At 64.6% G+C, this 21,059-nt stretch carries 15 protein-coding genes; 5 read left to right on the top strand and 10 right to left on the bottom strand.

The window, feature by feature from the left end; translation table 11 throughout:
• Positions 1-281: 281 nt before the first annotated feature.
• The 4 genes from JJB99_RS10085 to JJB99_RS10070 all read right to left on the bottom strand — a co-directional run bounded on the left by JJB99_RS10085 (position 282) and on the right by JJB99_RS10070 (position 4,627).
• Entirely contained in the window at positions 282-1,928 is a 1,647-nt protein-coding gene (locus JJB99_RS10085; protein WP_200498617.1) for a GMC family oxidoreductase, read from the bottom strand.
• Between the two features lie 16 nt (positions 1,929-1,944).
• Complete coding sequence (locus tag JJB99_RS10080; RefSeq protein ID WP_200498616.1) at positions 1,945-2,538, bottom strand: GNAT family N-acetyltransferase; 594 nt, start codon at positions 2,536-2,538, stop codon at positions 1,945-1,947.
• Positions 2,539-2,733: 195 nt separating this feature from the next.
• Positions 2,734-3,660 (bottom strand): SMP-30/gluconolactonase/LRE family protein, encoded by a 927-nt coding sequence (locus JJB99_RS10075; protein ID WP_200498615.1) that lies wholly within the window; start codon positions 3,658-3,660, stop codon positions 2,734-2,736.
• 133 nt (positions 3,661-3,793) lie between these two features.
• Positions 3,794-4,627 carry an AraC family transcriptional regulator gene (locus tag JJB99_RS10070; RefSeq protein WP_200498614.1) on the bottom strand — a complete coding sequence of 278 codons (834 nt, stop codon included), beginning with the start codon at positions 4,625-4,627 and terminating at the stop codon, positions 3,794-3,796.
• A gap of 165 nt (positions 4,628-4,792) precedes the next feature.
• Here JJB99_RS10070 and JJB99_RS10065 point away from each other — a divergent pair, with 165 nt between their 5' ends.
• Positions 4,793-5,896, top strand: a complete 1,104-nt coding sequence (locus tag JJB99_RS10065) for a mandelate racemase/muconate lactonizing enzyme family protein (RefSeq protein ID WP_200498613.1) — start codon at positions 4,793-4,795, stop codon at positions 5,894-5,896.
• 9 nt (positions 5,897-5,905) lie between these two features.
• On the opposite strand, the gene JJB99_RS10060 is transcribed toward JJB99_RS10065, so the two are convergent.
• On the bottom strand, positions 5,906-6,262 hold the full coding sequence (locus JJB99_RS10060) for a hypothetical protein (protein WP_200498612.1): 357 nt from the start codon (positions 6,260-6,262) through the stop codon (positions 5,906-5,908).
• Between the two features lie 182 nt (positions 6,263-6,444).
• Between JJB99_RS10060 and JJB99_RS10055 the strand changes: the two genes are divergently transcribed.
• A complete protein-coding gene (locus tag JJB99_RS10055; RefSeq protein WP_027547310.1) occupies positions 6,445-6,669 on the top strand; it encodes a hypothetical protein in 225 nt (74 codons plus the stop codon).
• A 355-nt stretch (positions 6,670-7,024) separates the two neighbouring features.
• Complete coding sequence (locus tag JJB99_RS10050) at positions 7,025-8,134, top strand: hypothetical protein (RefSeq protein ID WP_200498611.1); 1,110 nt, start codon at positions 7,025-7,027, stop codon at positions 8,132-8,134.
• Here the strand turns inward: JJB99_RS10050 and JJB99_RS10045 are convergent.
• The 4 genes from JJB99_RS10045 to JJB99_RS10030 form a co-directional block, all read right to left on the bottom strand.
• Complete coding sequence (locus JJB99_RS10045) at positions 8,131-9,474, bottom strand: cytochrome-c peroxidase (protein ID WP_200498610.1); 1,344 nt, start codon at positions 9,472-9,474, stop codon at positions 8,131-8,133. The genes JJB99_RS10050 and JJB99_RS10045 overlap by 4 nt on opposite strands.
• A gap of 18 nt (positions 9,475-9,492) precedes the next feature.
• On the bottom strand, positions 9,493-11,241 hold the full coding sequence (locus JJB99_RS10040; RefSeq protein WP_200498609.1) for a phospholipase C: 1,749 nt from the start codon (positions 11,239-11,241) through the stop codon (positions 9,493-9,495).
• 233 nt (positions 11,242-11,474) lie between these two features.
• Positions 11,475-12,680, bottom strand: coding sequence for an alpha/beta hydrolase family protein (locus JJB99_RS10035; protein WP_246775193.1), 1,206 nt, complete (start codon positions 12,678-12,680; stop codon positions 11,475-11,477).
• A 79-nt stretch (positions 12,681-12,759) separates the two neighbouring features.
• The gene (locus tag JJB99_RS10030; protein ID WP_200498608.1) at positions 12,760-13,551 is read right to left on the bottom strand and encodes an ABC transporter substrate-binding protein; all 792 of its coding nucleotides are present in this window, start codon (positions 13,549-13,551) and stop codon (positions 12,760-12,762) included.
• A 234-nt stretch (positions 13,552-13,785) separates the two neighbouring features.
• Between JJB99_RS10030 and JJB99_RS10025 the strand changes: the two genes are divergently transcribed.
• Complete coding sequence (locus tag JJB99_RS10025; protein WP_200498607.1) at positions 13,786-14,979, top strand: efflux RND transporter periplasmic adaptor subunit; 1,194 nt, start codon at positions 13,786-13,788, stop codon at positions 14,977-14,979.
• Positions 14,980-14,991: 12 nt separating this feature from the next.
• Positions 14,992-18,144: an efflux RND transporter permease subunit gene (locus tag JJB99_RS10020; protein ID WP_200498606.1), complete on the top strand. Its 3,153-nt coding sequence runs from the start codon at positions 14,992-14,994 to the stop codon at positions 18,142-18,144.
• A gap of 181 nt (positions 18,145-18,325) precedes the next feature.
• Here the strand turns inward: JJB99_RS10020 and JJB99_RS10015 are convergent, their stop codons facing one another.
• Entirely contained in the window at positions 18,326-20,593 is a 2,268-nt protein-coding gene (locus JJB99_RS10015) for a cation:proton antiporter domain-containing protein (protein WP_200498605.1), read from the bottom strand.
• Positions 20,594-21,059: the final 466 nt, after the last annotated feature.

Raw genomic sequence — 21,059 nt, 5'->3', positions numbered from 1 at the left:
TGCCGCGTCCACCGCAACCCGGCCCGCGTTTCGAACGACTCGCGAACCGCCCCTCTTCGTCAGGCCGGGCTGTTTCGATGTATGCCGCAATTCCGAATTTCGGTAAAGTGGAATATTTTTACGGAAAGGGGTTGACGCATGGTGCGGTGTTTTGCCCGACGGGACGCGATCGCGACTGAATCCGGCCTTGTAAGGCGGGCAAAGCGAAAGCGTGCCCACCATTTCTGCCCAACCGCAGAGCGGCGGTGGGCACGGCGCTTCGCGCCTTTGCCCACCCTTGCTCACGCCACCGCTGTATCCGGAATCCGCGCGGCTTCCATCGGGGCCTTGCCGCGGATCAGGTCCGATGCACGATCCGCGATCATCATGGTGGAGGCATTGAGGTTCGCCGAGATCATGCGCGGCATCACGGAGGCGTCGATCACGCGCAGGCCCTCGAGGCCGTGGACGCGGAGCTGGTCGTCGACCACGGCCCAGGTCGAGTCCGCCGGGCCCATGCGGCAGGTGCAGCCGGGGTGGAAGGTGGTGGTGCCGCGCTCGGTGGCGGCGTGCAGGAATTCGTCGTCGGTGTTGACGTTCGGGCCGGGGAAATCCTCGTAGGCGTAATAGGGCGACAGCGGTGCCGACTTCAGCAGGCGCCGCGCGAGCTTCATGCCGCCGACGATGACGCGGCGGTCGAGCTCGGCGGCGAGATAGTTGGTCTGGATGATCGGCGGCGCGAACGGATCGGCCGAGCGGATGCGGACATAGCCGCGGCTCTCCGGGCGCTGCTGCCAGGAGGCGACCGTCATGCCGGGCTCGTCCTCGAGCTGGCCCTGCACGCCTTCCTTGTAGGAGGCCGGCGTGAAGGTGAGCTGGAGGTCGGAGCTCTCCGCGCTCTCGCCGGAATGCCAGAAGCAATAGACCATGGTCGGCGACAACGAGAGCAGGCCGCGGCGCGCGGTGGCCCATTTCATCGCCTCGACCCAGAGTCGCCAGCCGCGGCGGAGCTCGTTGATGGTTTTGATGTCCTTGACGCGCGCCACTGTGCGCGGAGCGTAGTGGTCCTGGAGGCCTTCGCCGACCGGGAGCGCGTGACGCACCGCGATGCCGTGCTGCTGCAACAGCTCGGGCGAGCCGATGCCGGAGAGCTGCAACAGCTGCGGCGAATTATAGGTACCGCCGGAGAGGATGACTTCCTTGTTGGCCCGCACTTCCACCGGCGTCCCGCCACGGCCGCCCTTCATGTAGCGCACACCCACCGCGCGCTTGCCTTCAAAAATGATCTCGGTCGCGTGCGCATGGGTGTGCACATGCACGTTGGGCCGTTTCATCGCCGGCTTGAGGAAGGCCGTCGCGCCGGAGACGCGCAGGCCGTTGTTGATGGTGCGCTGGCAGTAGGAGACGCCTTCCTGGGTCTTGCCGTTGTAGTCGGGGTTGCGGGGAATGCCGAGCGAGACCGCGCCTTCCATGAAGGCCTCGCAGAGCGGATCGCGCCAGTTCATGGTGGTGACAATGAGGTTGCCGTCGCGGCCGCGATAGGTGTCCTCGCCCTCGCCGATCCGCTTCTCCAGCCGCCGGAAATAGGGCAGCACGTCGGCATAGCCCCAGCCGCGATTGCCCATCTGCGCCCAGGTGTCGAAATCCATGCGCTGGCCGCGGTTGTAGATATGGCCGTTGATCGAGGACGAGCCGCCGAGCGTCTTGCCGCGCGGCGCATAGATGCTGCGCCCGTTGGTGTAGGGCCCGGGCTCCTGCTGATAGGCCCAGTTGATGCTCTTCATGTGGAAGGTCTTGATGAAGCCCGCCGGCAGATGGATGTAGGGATGCCAGTCGCTCGGCCCGGCCTCGAGCACGCAGACGCTGGTGTTAGGATCTTCGCTGAGCCGGCTGGTGAGCACGCAGCCGGCGGAGCCCGCGCCGACGATCACATAATCGAATCTGTCCATGGTGCCTCGGCCGCCCCTAGCGCGGCTTGTCGTTGAGTTGATAGTTCAGGTGTGCCTTCACCGTCGGCCATTCCGCCGCGGTGATGCTGTAAACCACGGTGTCGCGTAAGCTGCCGTTCGGCGCGACCTGATGGCTGCGCAGGATGCCGTCCTGCTTGGCCCCTAAGCGCTCGATGGCGCGGCGGCTCTGGTGATTGAAGAAGTGCGTGCGGAACTCGACTGCGATGCAGTTCAGCGCCTCGAAGGCGTGGGTGAGCAGCAGCAGCTTGCCCTGCGTGTTGAGCGGGCCGCGCTGCGCGCTCTTCGCATACCAGGTCGAGCCGATCTCGACGCGGCGGTTGGCGGCATCGATGTTCATGTAGGTGGTCTGGCCGACGATCTTGCCGGCGGCGTCGAACACGGTGAATGGCAGCATCGAGCCGGCGGCCTGAAGCGCGAGGCGACGGTCGATCTCCTTGGCGACGTTCTCCGGCGTCGGGATCGCGGTGTACCAGATCGTGTAGAGCTCGCCGTCCTTGACGGCCTCGACTAGTCCATCGTGGTGCTGCTGCGACAGCGGCTCGAGACGGGCGTGCTGTCCACGCAGGGTGATGGGATCGGGCCAGGGCATTGAAGTCTCTCCTTACGTCATTTGTGCGGCGAGCCAGCCGGACTGTCAGATCCTCATCCTGAGGAGCGCGGAACGCGCGTCTCGAAGGATGAAGGCCCGGCTGGTGGCCTCGCCCTTCGAGACGCGCGCCAGATGCGCGCTCCTCAGGGTGAGGGTCTGGGAGTTGCCTCGCCTCGCGTAAAATGACGGCTTGGCTCACTTATTCAAAAAGTTCAACGGCAAACCGCCGCGCGGCCAGTCCATGGCAATCAGCTCGCCCTTGCCGGACAGCGTGATATAGGCGGTCTTCAGCTCGGGGCCGCCGAAGGCGATGTTGGTGGTGACGCGGTCGCCGGTCGGGACCTGCTCCACCAGGGTGCCGTCGGGCGCGATCACCGAGATGCAGCCGGACACGAGCGTGGCGACGCAGACATTGCCGTTTGCCTCCACCGCAAGCGAATCGAACATCTGATAGCCGCCGAGGCCGCAGATCGGCTTGCCCCGCTCGCCGCGATAGATCGCATCGCGCGGCTTGAGCGTGCCGGGCGCGGAGAGCTCATAGGCCCACAGCCGCCCCGTCGGCGTCTCCGCGATATAGACGGTGGTCTCGTCCGGCGACAGCCCGATGCCGTTGGCCGGCAGCACGCCGTGCACGACCTCGACGATCTCGGTCATGCCGGGTTTGAGATAATACATGCCGCCGACGTCCATCTCGCGCGCGCGGCGCTTGCCGAGATCGGAGAACCACAGGCCGCCCTGCCTGTCGAAGACGAGATCGTTCGGCCCGCGCAGATCGTGCTCGCCGCATTTGCTGACGACGGTCTCGACCTTGCCGGTTTGCAGGTCGACGCGCTGAATCGAGCCACCGAGATAATCGTCAGGCTGCGGACCCGGCATGATCATGTTGCGGGTCGGGATCCAGGAGAAGCCGCCATTGTTGCAGATGTAGATCTTGCCGTCGGGGCCGAGGGCGGCGCCGTTCGGGCCACCCGGCACCTTGGCGACGATCTCCTTGCGGCCGTCGGGATAGACACGGGTCAGGCGCTGGCCGCGGATTTCCACCAGCACGACCGAGCCGTCCGGCATCGCCACCGGCCCTTCGGGAAATTCGAGGTCGGTGGCGAGAACGCGAACGTTGGACATGTGAGACCCTCCCGGCTGCTTGTTATGGCTTGCACGGGATGTCCGGCACGGGCCCCACACGCAAGATTTGCCTGCGGTTATGACAAAGTCGCTTCCGCTTGCCAAGCAAGCCAAATGGTATGCCAGCCTTGCGCTACTCCTTCACTGGTATCCAAATCTCGAAACCGCCGTTTCCGGTCGCCGGATCGAACTTCTCGTCATAGCGCTCGAAGTTGGGCGCATCCGCCGCCTTCAGGCCGGAGGCCGGCAGCCATTGATTCCAGATCGTGTTGACGGTGCGCCGGACCGAGGCGACGTGGTCCGAATGCGTGAACACCGCATAGCGCTGCTCGGGGATGCGGATGCGACCGAAGCCGCGCGGCAGGTCGGAGAAATCGGCGACCTCGACGCCGGCGATGTAATCGAAATTGCCGGCATCATCGCCATTGCAGCAGACGCCATAGGCGACGTTATCGACGCGCGCCGGAATGTCGGCGACCTCCTGGTGGAAGCGCTGCCACATTCCGGGGATGACTGCGCCGTTGTCGCAGGAGATGCGCTCGCCGATGCCGGCGACCAGGAAGGCTTTTGCGGTTTCGAAACGCGGGGCTTTGAGACTGTCGAGCATGGTGGAGTCCATGAGGATCGGCTCCTGTAGCTTGAGGTGATTGACGGATGACGCGGCCCGGACCGCTTCGGGCGTGGTGCCGAACTGGTCGCGGAACGCGCGGGTGAATGCCTCGTGGGAGCCGTAATCCGCCTCCAGCGCCAGCGACAGGATGTCCGGCGCGCCGTTCGCAAGACTGCGCGCCGCTTCGCTCAGCCGGCGTGCGCGCACGTAGCGCATCACGGGAAGGCTGGTTGCTGCGGCAAACGCACGCACGATGTGGAACCGCGACACGCCTGCCATTGCCGCGATCTCGTCGAGCGTCGTCGGCTCGGCGAGATGGCTCTCGATATACCAGAGCGCGCGCTGAGCTGGGTTCATGGTGGCCCTCGTTCGAAGCGTGGCGATGATGCGCCGATCAGCGCCGGCCGGCTTGATCGGCATTGCTGTTCCGGCATGAGGATAGTCCGGGAATAGCCAGTAGCAACGCCCCCGCGTTCGTGACTACACTCAGCGAAACCGCTCACCAGAAAGAGGAACCGCGTCATGGAAATCACCGATGTGCGGGCGCACCATATCCGCATCCCCTATGACGCCGGTGTCGCCAGCTTCCGCCAGGGCGCCTCCGCCATCTCCGCGCTCGACATGGTGCTGGTCGAGGTCACGACTGACGCGGGGTTGACCGGCTGGGGCGATGCCTTCGCCTATGTCTGCCCGCGCACCACGCGCAGCGCGGTCGAGGAAATGATCGCGCCGCAGGCGCGCGGACTGAAGGTGCCCGACGCCGCCGGCATTCCTGCGGCGATGGAGCAGATCCAGCGCAATCTGCACCTGTTCGGCCGCTACGGCATCACCATGTTCGCGATCTCGGGTCTCGATATCGCATTGTGGGATCTGGCTGCGAAGGTCCAGGGCTTGCCGGTGCACCGCCTGCTGGGCGAGACGAAACGCGCGCACATTCCCGCTTATGCGAGCCTGCTGCGGATCGGCTCGCCCGAGAACATCGCGGGCGAATGCAGGAAGGCGCTTGCACTTGGCTATGGCGCGATCAAGCTGCACGAGACCACGCTGCCTGCGGTGTTCGCCGCGCGCGAGGCGATCGGACCCGGCATTCCGCTGATGGTCGACATGAACTGCCCGCTCACTGGCGAGCAGGCGATCGCGTTCGCGAGGGCATGCGCGGACGCGCAGCCGATGTTCCTGGAGGAGCCGGTCTGGCCGCCCGAGGACTTTGCCACGCTCGCCGACGTCCGCCGCAAGGGCGGGCTCGGAATCGCCGCCGGCGAGAACGCCTGCACCGAATATCAATTCCGCCAAATGATGAATGCGGGCGCGGTGAGCCATGCCCAGCCGTCGGTGACCAAGCTCGGCGGCATCACGGAATTTTTGAAGGTCGCCGCGCTGGCCGATCAGTCCGGCGTCAAGATCGTCCCGCATTCCCCCTATTTCGGTCCGGGCCTGCTGGCAACGCTGCATCTGCTGGCGACCCGCGACGACGGGCTGGTCGAGATGTTCTATCTCAAGCGCGAGGCCTGCCTCTGGAGCGGCCGCGCCGATGTCGATGCCGCCGGCCATGTCGCGGTGCCGACCGGACCCGGGCTCGGCTATGAACCCGATCGCGGCGTGATGGAGCGCTATCGCGTGGCGTGATCGCCGCGCTTATTTCTGCGCGTCCTTTGGCGGCGGCGCATCCTGCTTCTTCTTCAGATCCTCCGCGATCTCCGCCTGCGCGGCCTGAAGATCGCCGAGCGTCTTCTGCAATCCAGCCACCGTCGTCTTCAACGCGTCGATCTGGCGGGCCGCGGCATCCAGCTTCTGCTGATGATCGAGGTTGAGCTTGGTGATCGTCGTCTGGAGAAAGTCGACGTTGCTCTGCAGGCAGCTGGTGCGCCGCTCCATGGTCTTCTCGACCGTGCAGATCTCGATCCCGGGCATGTCCTGCGCGCGGACCGGCGCCATCACCAGCCCGGCGAGCAGCAACATCGCGAAACAAATGCCGGCGCTTCGAAGCAGCATGAGAGGTTCCTTGTCAATCGATCACGGCAATGTGCGCTGTTTGCGCGCAGCGGGTGGAGGCTACCACACTCGTACCGCATTCTCGCGTTGAGCTTGGGCCTGTTCCCTCGGACGGGGAACGATGATCCGCGCGCGGGAGAAGTGGGCGCTTTCCGCGGCTTTGATTAGGGGAGATTTTTAGAATGGCAACGCGCGACAGACGTCTGGCGGAATTCGATGGCGCCGGCGAACCACCACCTGGCCTGCCGGTCGAAGTTTTGTGCGAAGACCATAGCGGAACGTATCAACTTCCGTTCGCCTGCCGCTATGTCGAGGGACGGTGGCAGAACCACGAGGCCGGCATCGCGGTCGAGGCAACCGTCATCGGCTGGCGCCTGCCGCGCCTGAAGCATAGCGGCGTAGCCTGACGGGCCAACCTGTCTCAAAACGCAACGGAGCCGCGCTCCGCCTTAACGAACGGAACGCGGCCCGAACGAATCACGTCCGAATCAGCCGTCACGCGTTGTACGCAGCTGTTCACGGCTAGATGTCGCAACATGCGCCTTGGCGGATACAATATCTGCGCAGCGCTTAGGCGGGCCGAGTCTGCGACGGACACGAAACGTTAACGGCTCAATCACATGGCGGCTGGGTGCCAGAGTCGGCAATGCGCGTCCGGTGCGGTCAAGATCTCCTCGAAATCGAGGCCGGAGGATTTCGTCAGCAGCCCGGAGGGCAAGGATTAAGCTACGATCCCAGCGGGACGATTCGTTGGGGAACTGGATGCGCGCACGACGTCACGCCATCGCAGCCATTGCCGCGCTTGGGCTGATCGCGGCGGCATCAGCCGCGAGCGATGCGCAAACGCTCACGGCGAAGCAGTCGGAGGCGGTTGCGGCCTACGAACGCGCGCTCGGCGACTTCAAGTCCATCCTCGCCGAACGTCGCAAGCAGATCGAGGCAAAGCAGCCGCTGCCGAACCTGCCGGGCCAGGCGCTGTATCTCGCACGCGTCGCCGTGATCAGTACCTACAAGGATCTCACCGACGCCGTGCCGTCGCGGATCGGAAGGCCCAACAAGTTCGGGATACCGCCGGCTTATTTCGACGCCGACATCGAGCCGCTGATCGACGAGTACGGAAAACTGTTCGACGTCATGGAGGCGCCGCCGGCGGACGCGCAGAACTCGCCGACGCCGTTCAAGGACGTCGTCGATCTCGCGGTTGCGATTGCGCGCGCCAAGGGGCTTGCACCTGACCATGCGGAAGCCGCAGGGCGTATCAGCCTCGGGCTCTTCTTTGCGGAGACCAACGGCAAGCAGAACGTCCGGAACGGGCGCTCGAACACCTATATGGGCAGCTTCCAGACCGGTCCCTCGGAAGACCGCAACGGCCGCAGGAAATGGGAGGCGATCAAGCCCGAGATCGCCGCCACCAATCCGGAGCTGAACGCGCGCGACGACCAGGAAGAGGCCCGCGCCCGCGGCACCGATCACCGCTTCAATCACTGGACCAATGTGCGCGACGGCCTGATGAATGCGCATGCGGATCTGTTCCGGGACATCCCGGGAATCGTGAAGACGCTGCCCGACCCGATCGACCAGATGAAGCTGTTCGAGCTGATCCAGATCATTCCCACCCCGACCAGGTCGGCGCTCAAATCGGGCGATCTCCTGAACTACCGGGTGTCCAGTCCGACGATCATGAAGCACCTGCGCAACAACAGCATTTTTGCGTTCGGACAGGCCGACCGGGCGCGCACATCCGCCAGCTTCCGCGAGATCCTCGCTGCAATGTGGTTGTTCAACCGCAAGTTCGAGCGGGCGATGGCGAAATATTCGGAGATCAAGCGACGACAGGCGCGACGCTTTGAGCTTCCGTCACATCCGAGCTAGTTCTCCACCTTGTAACCGTCCGTCAGAGTCTTCAGGAACGCGATGATGTCGGCCTTGTCCTGCTCCGTCATCGCCGGCTTGTCGCTGGGGTGGCGGTCGAAGGGCGGATCGGTGACATCGACATTGGCGTGATATTTTTGCGGCAGGTCGTCGTACTTCAGCACCGTGCCGTCGGCGGCGCGTGGAAACACCTTTTCCGGATTGGTGTCGCGGAAATTGTAGAAGTCCATCACCTGCTGAAGGGTGCTGAACACGCCGTTGTGGAAGAAGGCATGGCGTGTTGCCGTGTTGCGCAGCGTCGGCGTGAGGAACATGCCGCAATATTGCGTCTGCTCGGCCACGTCGGTGCGCTGTGGGCCACAGACGCCGAGATCGAAATAATCGGGGTCGCGGTTGCTGACGAGCGCGGCATTGCGCGGCGCGCCGAGCGCCTCGTATTGATGATCCGTGAACAACGGCGGCAGGCCGTCGCGGGTCGGCGCCGAAGTGTGGCATCCTGCGCAATTGGCCTTGCCAGGGTCGTTGAATACTTGCAGGCCGCGCAGCTCGCTCTCGGACAGGCGCGCCTTGCCTTCGAGCCAGTAGTCGTACTTGCTGGTGTAGGGATGGAAGCTCGGCTCCTCGACTTGATAGCGCGCGACAGCGAACATAGCCTCCGCGATCAGCAGCCGCTGATTACGAAGCACGCCAGCGCCGAACAGTTCGACAAAGCGCTGGACATAGGGGGCGCGGCGCAGCTTGTCCGCGACGATCTCGGCGCTGCCGCCGTCCATCTCGTTGGGATCGAGCAGCGGAAACAGCGCCTGGTCCTGCAGCGTGTCGGCGCGGCCGTCCCAGAACAGGCCGCCCTGCGGCACGATGTTCGCCGCCGCACCGCTGCCGCCTGCGGTCTTTGTTGCGCGCGCAGCCTGCTGTCCGAGCGCGGCCATCTGCGCGAGGTCGATCATATTGTCATCGTCGCCCTTGTCGGGGCCGATGCTGAAATTCGGCTGCCGCTCCAGATAGGTCAGCGACGGAACGGCGCGCGCGCCCTGCCGCGACAGCGTGGCGCCGCCGAGCATCACCGGCCCGTCATTGGGCGGCCCATAGGCGTGATCCGGGCTGTGGCAGGACGCGCAGGACAGCGCCCCGGAGGACGACAGCGATGCGTCGTAGAAAATCTCCTTGCCGAGCTGCGCCATCGCCGAGAGCGGCGCGACCGGCGGGCGATAGAGATGAACCGGGTTCGGATTGACGCCCGACGGGCTCGCCCCGGCCAGTCCCTGCGTCCCGACCGCAAAGACAGCGCCGGCCAGCGAGAGCAGGCCGGCGCCGAGGAGCCACAAAGTGCGGCTGTGCATAAATGACGTCCCGTTGGACTAGTGGTGGTGATGCTCGTCCGGCGGGCTGGTGATCACCGTGCCGGAGGCGGGATCGAGGAACAGCGCATCGGTCCGGAGGTCGTGGCTGTGATCGTGCTCGAAGTCGAACAGGTCCATGATCGAGCCGGTGGTGGCATCGAACGAGCCGCCGCCGAGACGCTTGCCCTTCAGCCAGTTGTCTTCGATGAACCGCACCACCGAAGCCTGCGAGATGGCGGTGTGGCTGACGAAGTTGGTCTTGGCGTAGGGCGAGATCACGATGAAGGGCACACGGGTGGCGGGACCGCAACGGCCGTTCACCGGCTTGCCGCCGACGCCGTTCAGCTGAGGCTGCTTGGCAGCGCCGAGACCGCACTGGCCCGAGCCGTTGAGCTGATCGGCGGTCGGATCGTAGGAGGCGCTGATCGGCGTGGCGTAAGCGTGATCGTACCAGCCGTCGGAGTCGTCGTAGGTGATGATGACGGCCGTCTCGCGCCACTCGGGCTGCTTTTGGAGGAAGTTGATCAGCTCGACCGTTCCCTGCTGCTCGTCGAGAGGATCAGAATAGCCGGCGTGGCCATCCTGATAGGCCGGCAGCTTGACGTAGGACACCGCGGGGAAATTGCCTGCCTTCACCGCGGCATAGAAATCCTCGAGATCGTAGCCGTGATTGGCGGGATCGAGGGTCTTGGCGTCCTTCTGGTAGGTGTGGCCGATCGCATCGACCGAGCTCGGCCGCGCATGGCTCGGATTGGCGGTCGACTTGTAGTACTGGAACCAGGCGTGATGCGGAACGTAGTCCGCCTTGGTGGCGCCGACCACGGTCGAGAATGTGCTTCGTGCACAGCCGGTCGTGCCGTTCGCGTTGGTCACGGACAGATCGAAGCCGCCCATGAACGAGCCCCAGCTGACGCCGGCATCGTTGAGCAGATCGCCAATGTTCTTGCCGGTCATCGTGACCTGCGTCGTATAGCCCGGGGTGCTGCAAGGATCATAGGCTGGACCGGGGTCGCCGATCACCGTGAGGCCACCCTGGCCATCGGGGATGATTTGCGTTGCTGCATTGCCGAGCACCGCCACCGCGCCATTGGTCTGGCCCGAAATCACGTTCAGTGCGCCGACCGTCGACGGACCATAGGTGTCGGTGTAGGCGTTGTCGTTCATCGAAAAGTTCTGCGAGTAATTCCAGAGCGCGGTGACAGTGTTGCCGTCGAAATAGCCCATGACCTGACCGGTGGTGCCGAACGCGCCGGCACCGCCCGGTGTGCCGCGCCCCGTATATTTCGGGAACAGATCAGCCTTGCCGTTGTCATAGGCCTGCTGCTCCGCGGTGTATGCGTGGTTCTGCGAAGCGGTGTTGGCCTGGGTGCGGTCGAGACGGAACGGATCGGCCGCGCCGGCGCCGTTGGCCGGATTGTTGTTCGGGTTGTTCACCAACAAATTGGCGTTGGCGAGATTGTTGACCTTCGGCGTATGCGGTTTCGGCACGAAGGGAATCGAGCCCGAGGGATTGCCGGCATTCGGATAGGTCGCGAAGTAATGATCGAACGAGCGGTTCTCGTTGAAGATCACGACGAGATGCTTGATCGGCGTCTCGGTGTGGATGTCGTGGGCGTGACGATGATGATCGCGATCGTTGTCATGATCACCTTGATCATGTCCGTGATCGCGGTCCCGGCCGAAATCGTCCGCGAGGACGGGAAGAGTGCACGCGAGCGCGCTCGCGGCCGCGAAAATCGCAGCCGTCGTCAATAGTCTCGATTTCATGTTTTTGCCGCCCCGGAAATGAGGATGTTTACGATCAGAAATATTCTAAACAGCGCGAATGACAGAGCTGTGTCAGTTTGACGCACGAGACACTTTGCGCAGTTGTGCAGGCAACGTTTTCTTACAAGCCCGCCTGCGCCGCGCCCGTGTTCAGTGGCGATCGATCCGCCGATCGTTGACGTCGCACGGGACCTCGCAGCAGACCGCGAGGATGGCGTTCACCGCGGCCGATGCTATCGGTCGAGCGTGGTGAGGTACTGGTCGGCGACTGCACGCCAGCGTTCGGGATAGAGCCGCAGCAAATGGCCGTCGCTGGGAACACCGTGCAGCAGCTCGAAGCGCGCGTTGCCACCGGCGGCTGCGAACGCCTGGTGATATTCGCGGATCAGCTCTTCCTTATAGAGGCGGTCATTGTCGGCATAGAGCCAGAGCTGCTTGACCTTATCGGCCGCGCCGCGGCCGGCATTCGCATAATACGACGTGGTCACCGGCCCGTACGGGTACCAGCCGCCGTTGAAATTCACCACTCCCATCACCTCGTCGGGCTTAAGGCCGGCATAGTGCATGGCGAGGAAGCCGCCGCGCGACTGACCGGCGAGCAGCACCTTGCCCTGCTTGACTTCCGGCAGCGTGCGGCCAAAGGCGATTGCGGAGTCGAGATCCTCGACGGCCTCGGCGACACCGGCCGAGACGTCGATCAAGCTGCCATCGTGATCGCGTCCAAAGGTTTCCTCACCGTTGATCCCCTCGGAGCTGCCACGTCCACGGCGCATCAGCGCCAGCACCGCAAATCCGTTGTCGCATAGCCAATGCGCCTCTGTCGAGAAAGACCAAGATCTGAGCTGATTGCGGCCTATATCGGAGCCGTGGGTGAAGATCGCGAGGGGAGCCGGCCCCTGCCGTGAAGACGGATAGAAAGTGCCCTCGAGCGTGATCGGCCGAGCGCCGTTGGGAGCTCGAACCGTGAGGTGCGGAATTCGCACGCGCTCACCGGGCCACGGCCAGTCAGCCGGCCGGTCGCCTGCGGCCAGACGCGCCGGATCGGCGCGGACCAGTGCTCCGGACGTGACAACGCCATTCTTCAGCGTCGCCGTCATGTACAACCGGTCTGGACCATCGAAGGCATATCGGAAGATGCGAAATCCGGTCATGGTGAGCACGCCGTCGACGACCCTCGCCTGGTCCCGCCACCATTCGCGATTCATGCCGTTGAAGGCCGAGTCCGACCGGGCGAAGACGAGGTTGACATGCCCATCAGCCTGGACGCGCTCGACCACGAGGATGTGTCGGTCGTCTTGGCACGTCCCGATCCACGCGCCCTGGAAGCGAGCGATCTCAGGCGGCACGTCGGAAGCTGGCGGCTCCATATCGAACCGCGGCGGCAACGGAACGACGGACTCCGGATCAACCGTCAGGGGTTGTGCCTGGGCGCTTTGCATCATCAACACCAGCAAGAATGTAGCAATTGTAATCCAGCGTCCAAGCATGTGCGCCCAGTCGAAATCCAATGTAGCCGGCCTATTCGGTGCGGATCGGCACGTCGTTCAGCCCGTTGTTATCATAGGCTTTGCGCAGAGTGCCGTTCGCCACGGCCTCGTTCATGAATTGTATGACAAAGGTCAAAGCCCGTTGGTGGCCGAGCGGAACGGCGACGGCGGTCACCGTCTTCTTGAAGGTCTCATCCAGCACCTTCGTGCCCGGAATCTTCTGCGCCATCTTGTTGAGCTGGTCGCGCGACAGCGCGAAGGCGTCGATCTCGCCGCTCTTCAGAAGTGCGAAGATTTCATCATAGGTCTGATAGCCGGTGACCTCAGCGTTCTTCAGATGCGCGACGGCGCCGCGCATGGTGGTGGTGGCGTTGACGGCCGCGACCTTGATGCCGGGCTGGTCGAGCGTGGCGAAATTGGTGACGCTCGATCCGGCCTTGACGATGTAGGTGGCATCCGCGACCTCGTAGATAGGTCCGAACATCATCCTGGTCTCGCGCTCGGGATCCCTCGGCAGCCAGGTGACATCCCATGTGCCCTTGCCCGCCGCGTCGGTGATCTGCCCGGAATTGTGGTGCACGACATATTCCACTGCCACGCCGAGCTGCGCGGCCATCTCCTTGCCGAGATCGACCGGCACGCCGGCATAGCCGGATTGCGTCTTGGTCGACCAGAACGCACCACCCGCCGGGCTGATCGCGATCGCGACCCGCAGCTTGCCCGTCGGCGCGATCTCGTCCTTCAGGCCATCGGCTAGCGCGGGCATGGCAACCGCCGCAGCGACAGCGAGGCCGGGAAGGGCCGATCGGAGCAAGGTCGGCATGTCATGTTCTCCTCACCTTTTCTTCTTCCGGCCGCCAGGTCTCGGTCACGCAGGCTTTGACACAATTCTGGTCGATCATACGCCCGGTGAAAAGCGGTTTGTCACGACAAATCTGTCAAAGGCCACGCCGCCACTCGCGATGCAAGGCCGGCAACTGCCATGGCTATGGTGTTCCACGGCCACGCGATTGTTGCTAGCCTGCCGCACCGACAGACAATCATCGGGGACCACCGAATGACCGCAGCGAATCCCGCTTCTTCCGCGCGACGCAACGAAGCGCGGAGACATCTCGGACGGGCTTTGGCCGCAACAGTGGCCGTGGTCGCGCTCGCCGGCTGCGAGGACAAGAACAGCTTCGTCGCGCCGCCGCCGCCCAAGGTGGATGTGGCCACGCCCGTGCAGCGTCCGGTGACGCGCTATGTCGAAGCCACCGGCAACACCGCGCCGATCAAGAGCGTCGATCTCGTCGCGCGCGTGCAAGGCTTCCTGCAATCGCAGGACTATCAGGACGGCACTTTCGTCAAGCAGGGCACCCAGCTGTTCACGATCGAGCCCGAGACCTACAAGCTGAAGCTCGAGCAGGCGGAGGCGGCCGAGGCCGGCGCGCAGGCCTCGCTGCGGCAGGCCGAAGCCGACTACAAGCGGCAGGCCGAGCTGGTGCAGCGCCAGGCAGTCTCGCAGGCCACCCTCGACACCTCGACGTCCAATCGCGACAACGCCCAGGCCAATCTCCAGCAGGCCCAGGCCAACACCCGAATTGCCGAGGTCAACTACGGCTACACCAAGGTGAGCGCGCCGTTCGACGGCATCGTCAGCGCGCACATCGTCTCGGTCGGCGAGCTCGTCGGCGTCTCCTCCCCGACCCAGCTTGCGACCATCGTCGCGATGGATCCGATCTATGTGAACTTCACCGTCAGCGAGCAGGACGTGTTGCGGATTCGGGCCGAGGCGCAGCGGCGCGGGTTGACATCTGCCGACCTCAAGCAGTTTCCAATCCAGCTGGGCCTCCAGACCGAGACAGGCTATCCGCATGAAGGCCACCTCGACTACGTCGCGCCCACGCTCAACCAGTCGACCGGAACGCTCGCGGTGCGCGGCCTCGTCCCCAATGACAAACGGCTGCTGCTGCCCGGTTATTTCGTCCGCGTCCGCGTGCCGTTCACTCAGGAGAAGGACGCCCTCCTCGTCCCTGACACCGCGCTCGGCAGCGACCAGGGCGGCCGCTATCTCCTCGTCGTCAACGGCGATAACGTCGTGGAGCAGCGCAAGGTGCAGATCGGCCCAATCGACAACGGCCTGCGCGTGATCGAGAATGGCCTGAAGCCCGACGACCGCGTGGTGATCGCGGGACTGCTGCGCGTGATCCCGGGCCAGAAGATCGATCCACAACTGACGAAGATCGACCAGCCGCAGACCTCGGCCAAGTAGGAGCCGCCGGCCATGATCTCAAAGTTCTTCATCGAGCGGCCGGTCCTCTCGAACGTGATCGCGCTCCTGATGATCCTGATCGGCGGTGTTGCGCTGTTCAACCTCGCGATCGCGCAATATCCCGATGTGGTGCCGCCGACGGTGCAGGTGACGACGCGCTATCCCGGCGCCAGCGCCAGGACCGTGATCGACACGGTCGCGCTGCCGATCGAACAGCAGGTCAACGGCGTCGAGGACATGCTCTACATGCAGTCCTACAGCGGCTCCGACGGCACCTACACCCTGACCGTGACCTTCAAGATCGGGACCGACCTCAACTTCGCGCAGGTGCTGGTGCAGAACCGCGTCTCCAGCGCGCTGTCGCAACTGCCGCAGGCGGTGCAGAACCAGGGTGTCACCGTACAGAAGCGGTCGACCTCGATCCTGCTGTTCGTGACGCTGACCTCGCCGGACAAGACCTTCGACAGCCTCTATTTGAGCAACTACGCCACCATCAACATCCGCGACGAGCTCTCGCGCCTGCCCGGCGTCGGCAACGTCACGGTGTTCGGCGCCGGCCAGTATTCGATGCGGGTCTGGCTCGATCCGAACAAGCTCCAGGTGCGAGGCCTCGTGCCGCAGGACGTCATCCAGGCGATCCAGCAGCAGAGCCAGCAGGTCTCCGCCGGCCAGGTCGGCGCGCCGCCGACGCCGCCGGGACAGGCATTCCAGTACACGCTCAACGTCAACGGCCGGCTCGACGACGCCGCCCAGTTCGAGAATATCATCGTCAAATCAGGCACCAGCGGCGACGTCACGCGGGTGCGCGACGTCGGCTGGGTCGAACTCGGTGCACAGACCTACAGCCAGATCTTCTCGCTGAACAAGCAGCCCGCCGTCGGCATCGGTGTGTTCCAGTCGCCCGGCGCCAACGCGCTCCAGGTCGAGCAGGCCGTCGAAAAGAAGATGGCGGAACTCGCAAAAGCCTTCCCGCAAGGCATGAAGTACGACACGCCATTCGACACCACGAAATTCGTGCAGGCCTCGGTGCACGAGGTCTACATGACGCTGATCGAGGCCGGCCTCCTGGTGCTGGTCGTGATCCTGGTGTTCCTGCAGGACTGGCGCGCGATGCTGGTGCCGGCGACCACCGTGCCTGTCACCATCATTGGCGCCTTTGCCGCGATGGCGGCGCTCGGCTTCACCATCAACATGTCGACGCTGTTCGCGATCGTGCTCGCGATCGGCATCGTCGTCGACGATGCCATCGTCGTGGTCGAAGGCGCCGCCCACAATATCGAGCAGGGCATGAACGGCCACGATGCCGCGATCAAGGCGATGGACCAGCTGTTCGCGCCGATCGTCGGCATCACGCTGGTGCTGATCTCGGTGTTCCTGCCGGCCTCGTTCCTCGCCGGCCTTACGGGCCGCATCTATTCGCAATTCGCGCTGGTGATCGCCGCGACCGCGTTGCTCTCCGCCATCAACGCAGCGACGCTGAAGCCGACGCAATGCGCGCTCTGGCTGCGGCCGGCGGTTCCGCCGGAGCAGCGCAATTTCTTCTACCGCGGCTTCAACAACGTCTATAACCGCGTCGAACGCGGCTACACGCGGCTGATCACGTTCCTGGTGAAACATGCCACCGTCGCGGTCGCATTCGCGCTGGTCGTGATCGGGCTCAGCGGCTACGGCCTGTCGCGGGTGCCGACCGGCTTCCTGCCGATCGAGGACCAGGGCTATCTGATTGCCGCCGTGCAACTGCCCGACGGCGCCGCGCTAGAGCGGACCCAGAAGGTGCTCGACAAGGCCGCCGACGTCATCAAGGACACGCCCGGCGTCCAGCAGGTCATCACCATCGCCGGCATCTCCGCGCTCGACAATAGCGCCAGCTTGGCCAATGCCGGCGTTGCCTACATCATCCTGAAGGACTGGGATTCGCGCGGCAAGGGCGAGGATCTGCGTTCGCTGGTCTATGGGCTCAACGACAAGCTCGCGACCATCATGGAGGCGCGCACGCTGGTGCTGCCACCGCCGCCGATCCAGGGCATCGGCAACGCCGCCGGCTTCTCGATGCAGGTCGAGCTGCGCGACGGCAACAGCGATTTCGCCAAGCTTCAGGCCATCACCGGCGCGATGGTCTCGAACGGGCAGAGCCAGAGCGCGCTTCAGCGCGTGCAGTCCTCATTCCGCTCCTCGGTGCCGCAGTTCAACGTCGAGATCGATCGCGTCAAGACCCAGACCCTGCATGTCACCACCGATCAGGTGTTTTCGGCGCTATCGACCTATCTCGGCTCGTCCTATGTCAACCAGTTCAACAAGTTCGGCCGCGTGTTCCAGGTCTACACGCAAGCCGATCCCGCCTTCCGCGTCACCGAGCGCGACATCGCCAACATGCAGGTGCGCAACTCCAACGGCGACATGATCCCGATCGGCACCGTCGCCAAGATCACGCCGGCCACCGGTCCCTCGCTGATCAGCCTCTACAATCTCTATCCGTCGTCCACCGTGATCGGCCTGCCGGCGCAGGGCTATTCCTCCGGCCAGTCACTGAAGCTGATGGAGGAGATCGCGGACAAGACGCTGCCGCCGGGCACCGGCTATGAATGGACCGCGATGTCGTACCAGGAGAAGGCGGTCTCGAACCAGATCTACTGGGTGTTCGGGCTTGCCATGCTGCTGGTCTATCTCGTGCTCGCCGGTCAGTATGAGAGCTGGTACGCGCCGATCTCGGTGATCCTGGCGGTGCCGCTGTCGCTGCTCGGACCGATGCTGATCCTCTCTGGGCTGAAGATCGACAACAACCTCTATTGCCAGATCGGCCTGATCCTGCTGATCGCGCTGTCGGCCAAGAACGCCATCCTGATCGTCGAGGTCGGGCTCGAGCTACACGGCCGCGACGGCAAGCCGATCCTGGAGTCGGCGATCGAGGCGGCGCGTGCCCGCTTCCGCCCGATCCTGATGACCTCGTTCGCCTTCATCCTCGGCGTCGTGCCGCTGGTGATCGCGACCGGCGCCGGCGCCAGCGCGCGCAAGTCGATCGGCATCACCGTATTCTCCGGCATGCTGGCCTCGACCTGCCTTGCGGTGCTGTTCGTGCCGGCGTTCTTCGTGGTGGTGCAGCGCTTCGAGAACTGGCGCGCGAAGAAGATGCCAAAGGCGCAGGCGGCGGCGGAGGTGAAGTCCTAGGCGCGCTGCTTCGGGTCACCTCTCCCGAAGGCAGAGGTCGGAGCGCGTCGAAGATGCGTTCCGGGTGAGGGGTTACAGTCTCACCGGATGCTGGGCCCCCTCGCCCGGATTGCTGCGCAATCCGACCTCTCCCCGCTGGGGAGAGGTGACGCAGTGCGGCCGCAGCCGCAAGTCGCTCACTTCAAGCCTTCTCCGCCGGGGCCTGCCGGGCCTCGCCGCTCGAGACCAGCAGCACCGAGACTTTGGACTGCCGCAGCACCGCATCGGCGACGCCGCCGAAGGAGAGATGGTCGGCCTGGATGCGGTCGACGCCCATGACGACGAGATCGACATCGGTGGTGTCGATCTCGCGCAGGATCGCCGCCTCCGGCGCGCGATTGACGCGCAGCGTGGTGGTGATGTCGACCTCGTAGCGGGCGGCGAGATCGCTGGTGTCCTTGAGGATGCCGGTTTCTTGGCTGAGCCCGCGGGAGGCCCCGCGCTGGGCGCCCTTGTCGCGCGTCGTCGCCACATAGATCACGCGGAGCGAGCCCGATCCGGCCTGCGTCAGCGCCACCGCGACCTCGGCGCCGCGCTTGGCGATGCTGCTGCCGGAAACCGGAACGAGGATGTTGAGCTGCTCGGGCATCGGCTGCTTCAGATGTTTGCCCTTGGCTGCGACGATCGCGAGCGGTCCGTCGAATTTTGCGGCGATGTCCTCGATCTTGCGGTCGAAGCGGTCTTTCGTGGCGCCGACCCTGTCGACACCGACGACGAGGAGATCGAAGCCCTTGCGCGCTTCATTCGCGATGGTCTCACCGAGCTCCTCGCGTCGCGCCCGCGTGACGACGTCGACGCTGCCGGCATCGCCGTCGCCATTGGCGGAGACGGTTTCGGCAGCTTTCTTCACCACGGCCTCGTGGCTCTCCGCCTCGCCGCGGACCTTCTCCCGCTCACCGGCCCGCTTGCCGATATGCAGCACGGTGATCGGCAGGCCGCGCATGCCGGCGATCAGGCCTGCGATGTGGGCGGCGAAGGTGGCGTTGACGCTTTCGTCCACGGCGAGCAAGGGACGTTCGAGATTGGCGATGAAGCCGCGCTTCTCGAATTCCTCCCGCTCAAGGCGCTCCCTCTCCTCCTTGTTCATCGGCAGCTTCGCGAGCGCCGCGCGCAGCATCGGCGGCATCGCCATCGTCGTGACGATCGCCATAGTTACGATCATCGTGAACAGGTTCTGGCTGAGCACGCCGATGGAGAGGCCGATGGTGGCAATGATGACCTCGGTCGAGCCGCGCGCGTTCATGCCGCTGGCGAGCGCCAGCGACTCCCGCGTGTTCAGCCCGCCGACGGTGCCGCCGACAAAGGCGCCGCCGAACTTGCCCACGCTGGCGATCACGACCAGGAGGCCGGTGAGCATCAGCAGGTTGGGGTCGCGCAGCACGGAGAGATCGGCGGCAAGGCCCGCAAGGCCGAAGAACACCGGCATGAAGACGCTCGAGATCAGGCTGCGCAGGCGTTCGTCGATCTGCCGGGTCAGGATCGGGGACTCCCCGACCAGGATGCCGGCGACGAAGGCGCCGAGCACGGTGTGCACGCCGATCGCATGCGTAATCAGCGCCATCGTGCCCATCAGCAGCAGGATGACGGTGATCACCGCCGCGGTGCTGACGAGATTGTCGTTGGCCCAGCGGATCAGCTGGAACACCAGCCGGCGGCCGATGGTGAAGCTGACCGCGAGGAAGGCGAGCGTGCCCAGCACGGCCTTCGCCACCGAGGCGACGTCCAGCGTGCCTTGCGACGCCAGGCTGAAAATCACCGCGATGATGATCCAGCCGATGGTGTCGTCGATGACGGCGGTCGCGACGATGATCTGGCCGACATTGCGGCGCATGAAATTCATCTCGCGCACGACCACGGCGACGATCTTCACCGAGGAGATCGACAGCGCCGTGCCCATGAACAGCGAGGCGACAAGGCGCGCTTGCGGATTGGGCAGCAGTGCGTCAGGCAGGAATTCGCCGAGCGCAAAGCCGAAGGCGAAGGGCACGAGGATGCCGGCGATCGAGATCGCGATGGCGGCCTTGCCGACCCTCCTGACCAGCTTGAGGTCGGTCTCCATGCCGGTCAGCAACAGCAGCAGCAGGATGCCGAACTGGGCGATGCCGTCGATCATCGCCTTCTGCTCGGGCGTCTTGGGGAAGATCGCGGCTTGCGCCTCGGGCCAGACCCAGCCGAACAGCGACGGACCGAGGATGATGCCGGCGAGCAGTTCGCCCATCACCGAAGGCTGGCCGATGCGCTGCATGATCTCGCCGAGACCGCGCCCCACCGCGATCAGCAGCACGATCTGCGCCACCAGCAGGAATTCCGAGGGGCCGGCCGATTTGCCGCCCTCGGCACCGGCCGCAATGGTGGTGAGGACAAGCGCCGCAGGGACAAGGCCGACCGGTCGGAGCAGGCTCCACTGCATGCAGGTGTCTTCCCCCGTTCGCTGTCCCGGCAAGGTGCCGGGGCCATAGGGACAGAACCCGCGGGAGGTGGAGCGGGTTCCCCGGCGGGATTTCAAGGGGCGAAAACAAAAAGTGCGAAAACAACCCCATGCACAGTAGAGATTGGATCGAAAAGGCTGAGGAAATTTCTGTATTACCGAAAATGACTTGCGCCGTCGGGCAACACACGGGCATAATGGCATCGTGGGTGGTGTGCGTGATGTGCCGTCGTTTGCGGCCTTGTCCGTCATTGCGAGCGAAGCGAAGCAATCCAGAGTCCCTCCGCGGAAAGATTCTGGATTGCTTCGCTGCGCTCGGAATGATGCGCGAGAGTGAGCCGCCTTACGTCCCGCTCGTGCCCCGGACGCAGCGCAGCGCCACATTTGGCGGTGCGCGGCAGAGCCGGGGGCTCACGCGAGAACGGAATTCGTAGCCTCTGGGTCCCGG

Origin of the sequence: Bradyrhizobium diazoefficiens (assembly GCF_016616235.1) — a bacterium.
GTDB classification, from domain to species: Bacteria; Pseudomonadota; Alphaproteobacteria; order Rhizobiales; family Xanthobacteraceae; genus Bradyrhizobium; species Bradyrhizobium diazoefficiens_H.
Note: the sequence above shows the minus strand (reverse complement) of the source record. Positions and strands in the feature narration are given on the sequence as shown.

Bases quoted from the DNA above. Each gene is read 5' to 3' on its own strand.
- JJB99_RS10085 (WP_200498617.1), bottom strand. From the start codon at position 1,928: ATGGACAGATTCGATTATGTGATCGTCGGCGCGGGCTCCGCCGGCTGC.
- JJB99_RS10080 (WP_200498616.1), bottom strand. From the start codon at position 2,538: ATGCCCTGGCCCGATCCCATCACCCTGCGTGGACAGCACGCCCGTCTC.
- JJB99_RS10075 (WP_200498615.1), bottom strand. From the start codon at position 3,660: ATGTCCAACGTTCGCGTTCTCGCCACCGACCTCGAATTTCCCGAAGGG.
- JJB99_RS10070 (WP_200498614.1), bottom strand. From the start codon at position 4,627: ATGAACCCAGCTCAGCGCGCGCTCTGGTATATCGAGAGCCATCTCGCC.
- JJB99_RS10065 (WP_200498613.1), top strand. From the start codon at position 4,793: ATGGAAATCACCGATGTGCGGGCGCACCATATCCGCATCCCCTATGAC.
- JJB99_RS10060 (WP_200498612.1), bottom strand. From the start codon at position 6,262: ATGCTGCTTCGAAGCGCCGGCATTTGTTTCGCGATGTTGCTGCTCGCC.
- JJB99_RS10055 (WP_027547310.1), top strand. From the start codon at position 6,445: ATGGCAACGCGCGACAGACGTCTGGCGGAATTCGATGGCGCCGGCGAA.
- JJB99_RS10050 (WP_200498611.1), top strand. From the start codon at position 7,025: ATGCGCGCACGACGTCACGCCATCGCAGCCATTGCCGCGCTTGGGCTG.
- JJB99_RS10045 (WP_200498610.1), bottom strand. From the start codon at position 9,474: ATGCACAGCCGCACTTTGTGGCTCCTCGGCGCCGGCCTGCTCTCGCTG.
- JJB99_RS10040 (WP_200498609.1), bottom strand. From the start codon at position 11,241: ATGAAATCGAGACTATTGACGACGGCTGCGATTTTCGCGGCCGCGAGC.
- JJB99_RS10035 (WP_246775193.1), bottom strand. From the start codon at position 12,680: ATGCAAAGCGCCCAGGCACAACCCCTGACGGTTGATCCGGAGTCCGTC.
- JJB99_RS10030 (WP_200498608.1), bottom strand. From the start codon at position 13,551: ATGCCGACCTTGCTCCGATCGGCCCTTCCCGGCCTCGCTGTCGCTGCG.
- JJB99_RS10025 (WP_200498607.1), top strand. From the start codon at position 13,786: ATGACCGCAGCGAATCCCGCTTCTTCCGCGCGACGCAACGAAGCGCGG.
- JJB99_RS10020 (WP_200498606.1), top strand. From the start codon at position 14,992: ATGATCTCAAAGTTCTTCATCGAGCGGCCGGTCCTCTCGAACGTGATC.
- JJB99_RS10015 (WP_200498605.1), bottom strand. From the start codon at position 20,593: ATGCAGTGGAGCCTGCTCCGACCGGTCGGCCTTGTCCCTGCGGCGCTT.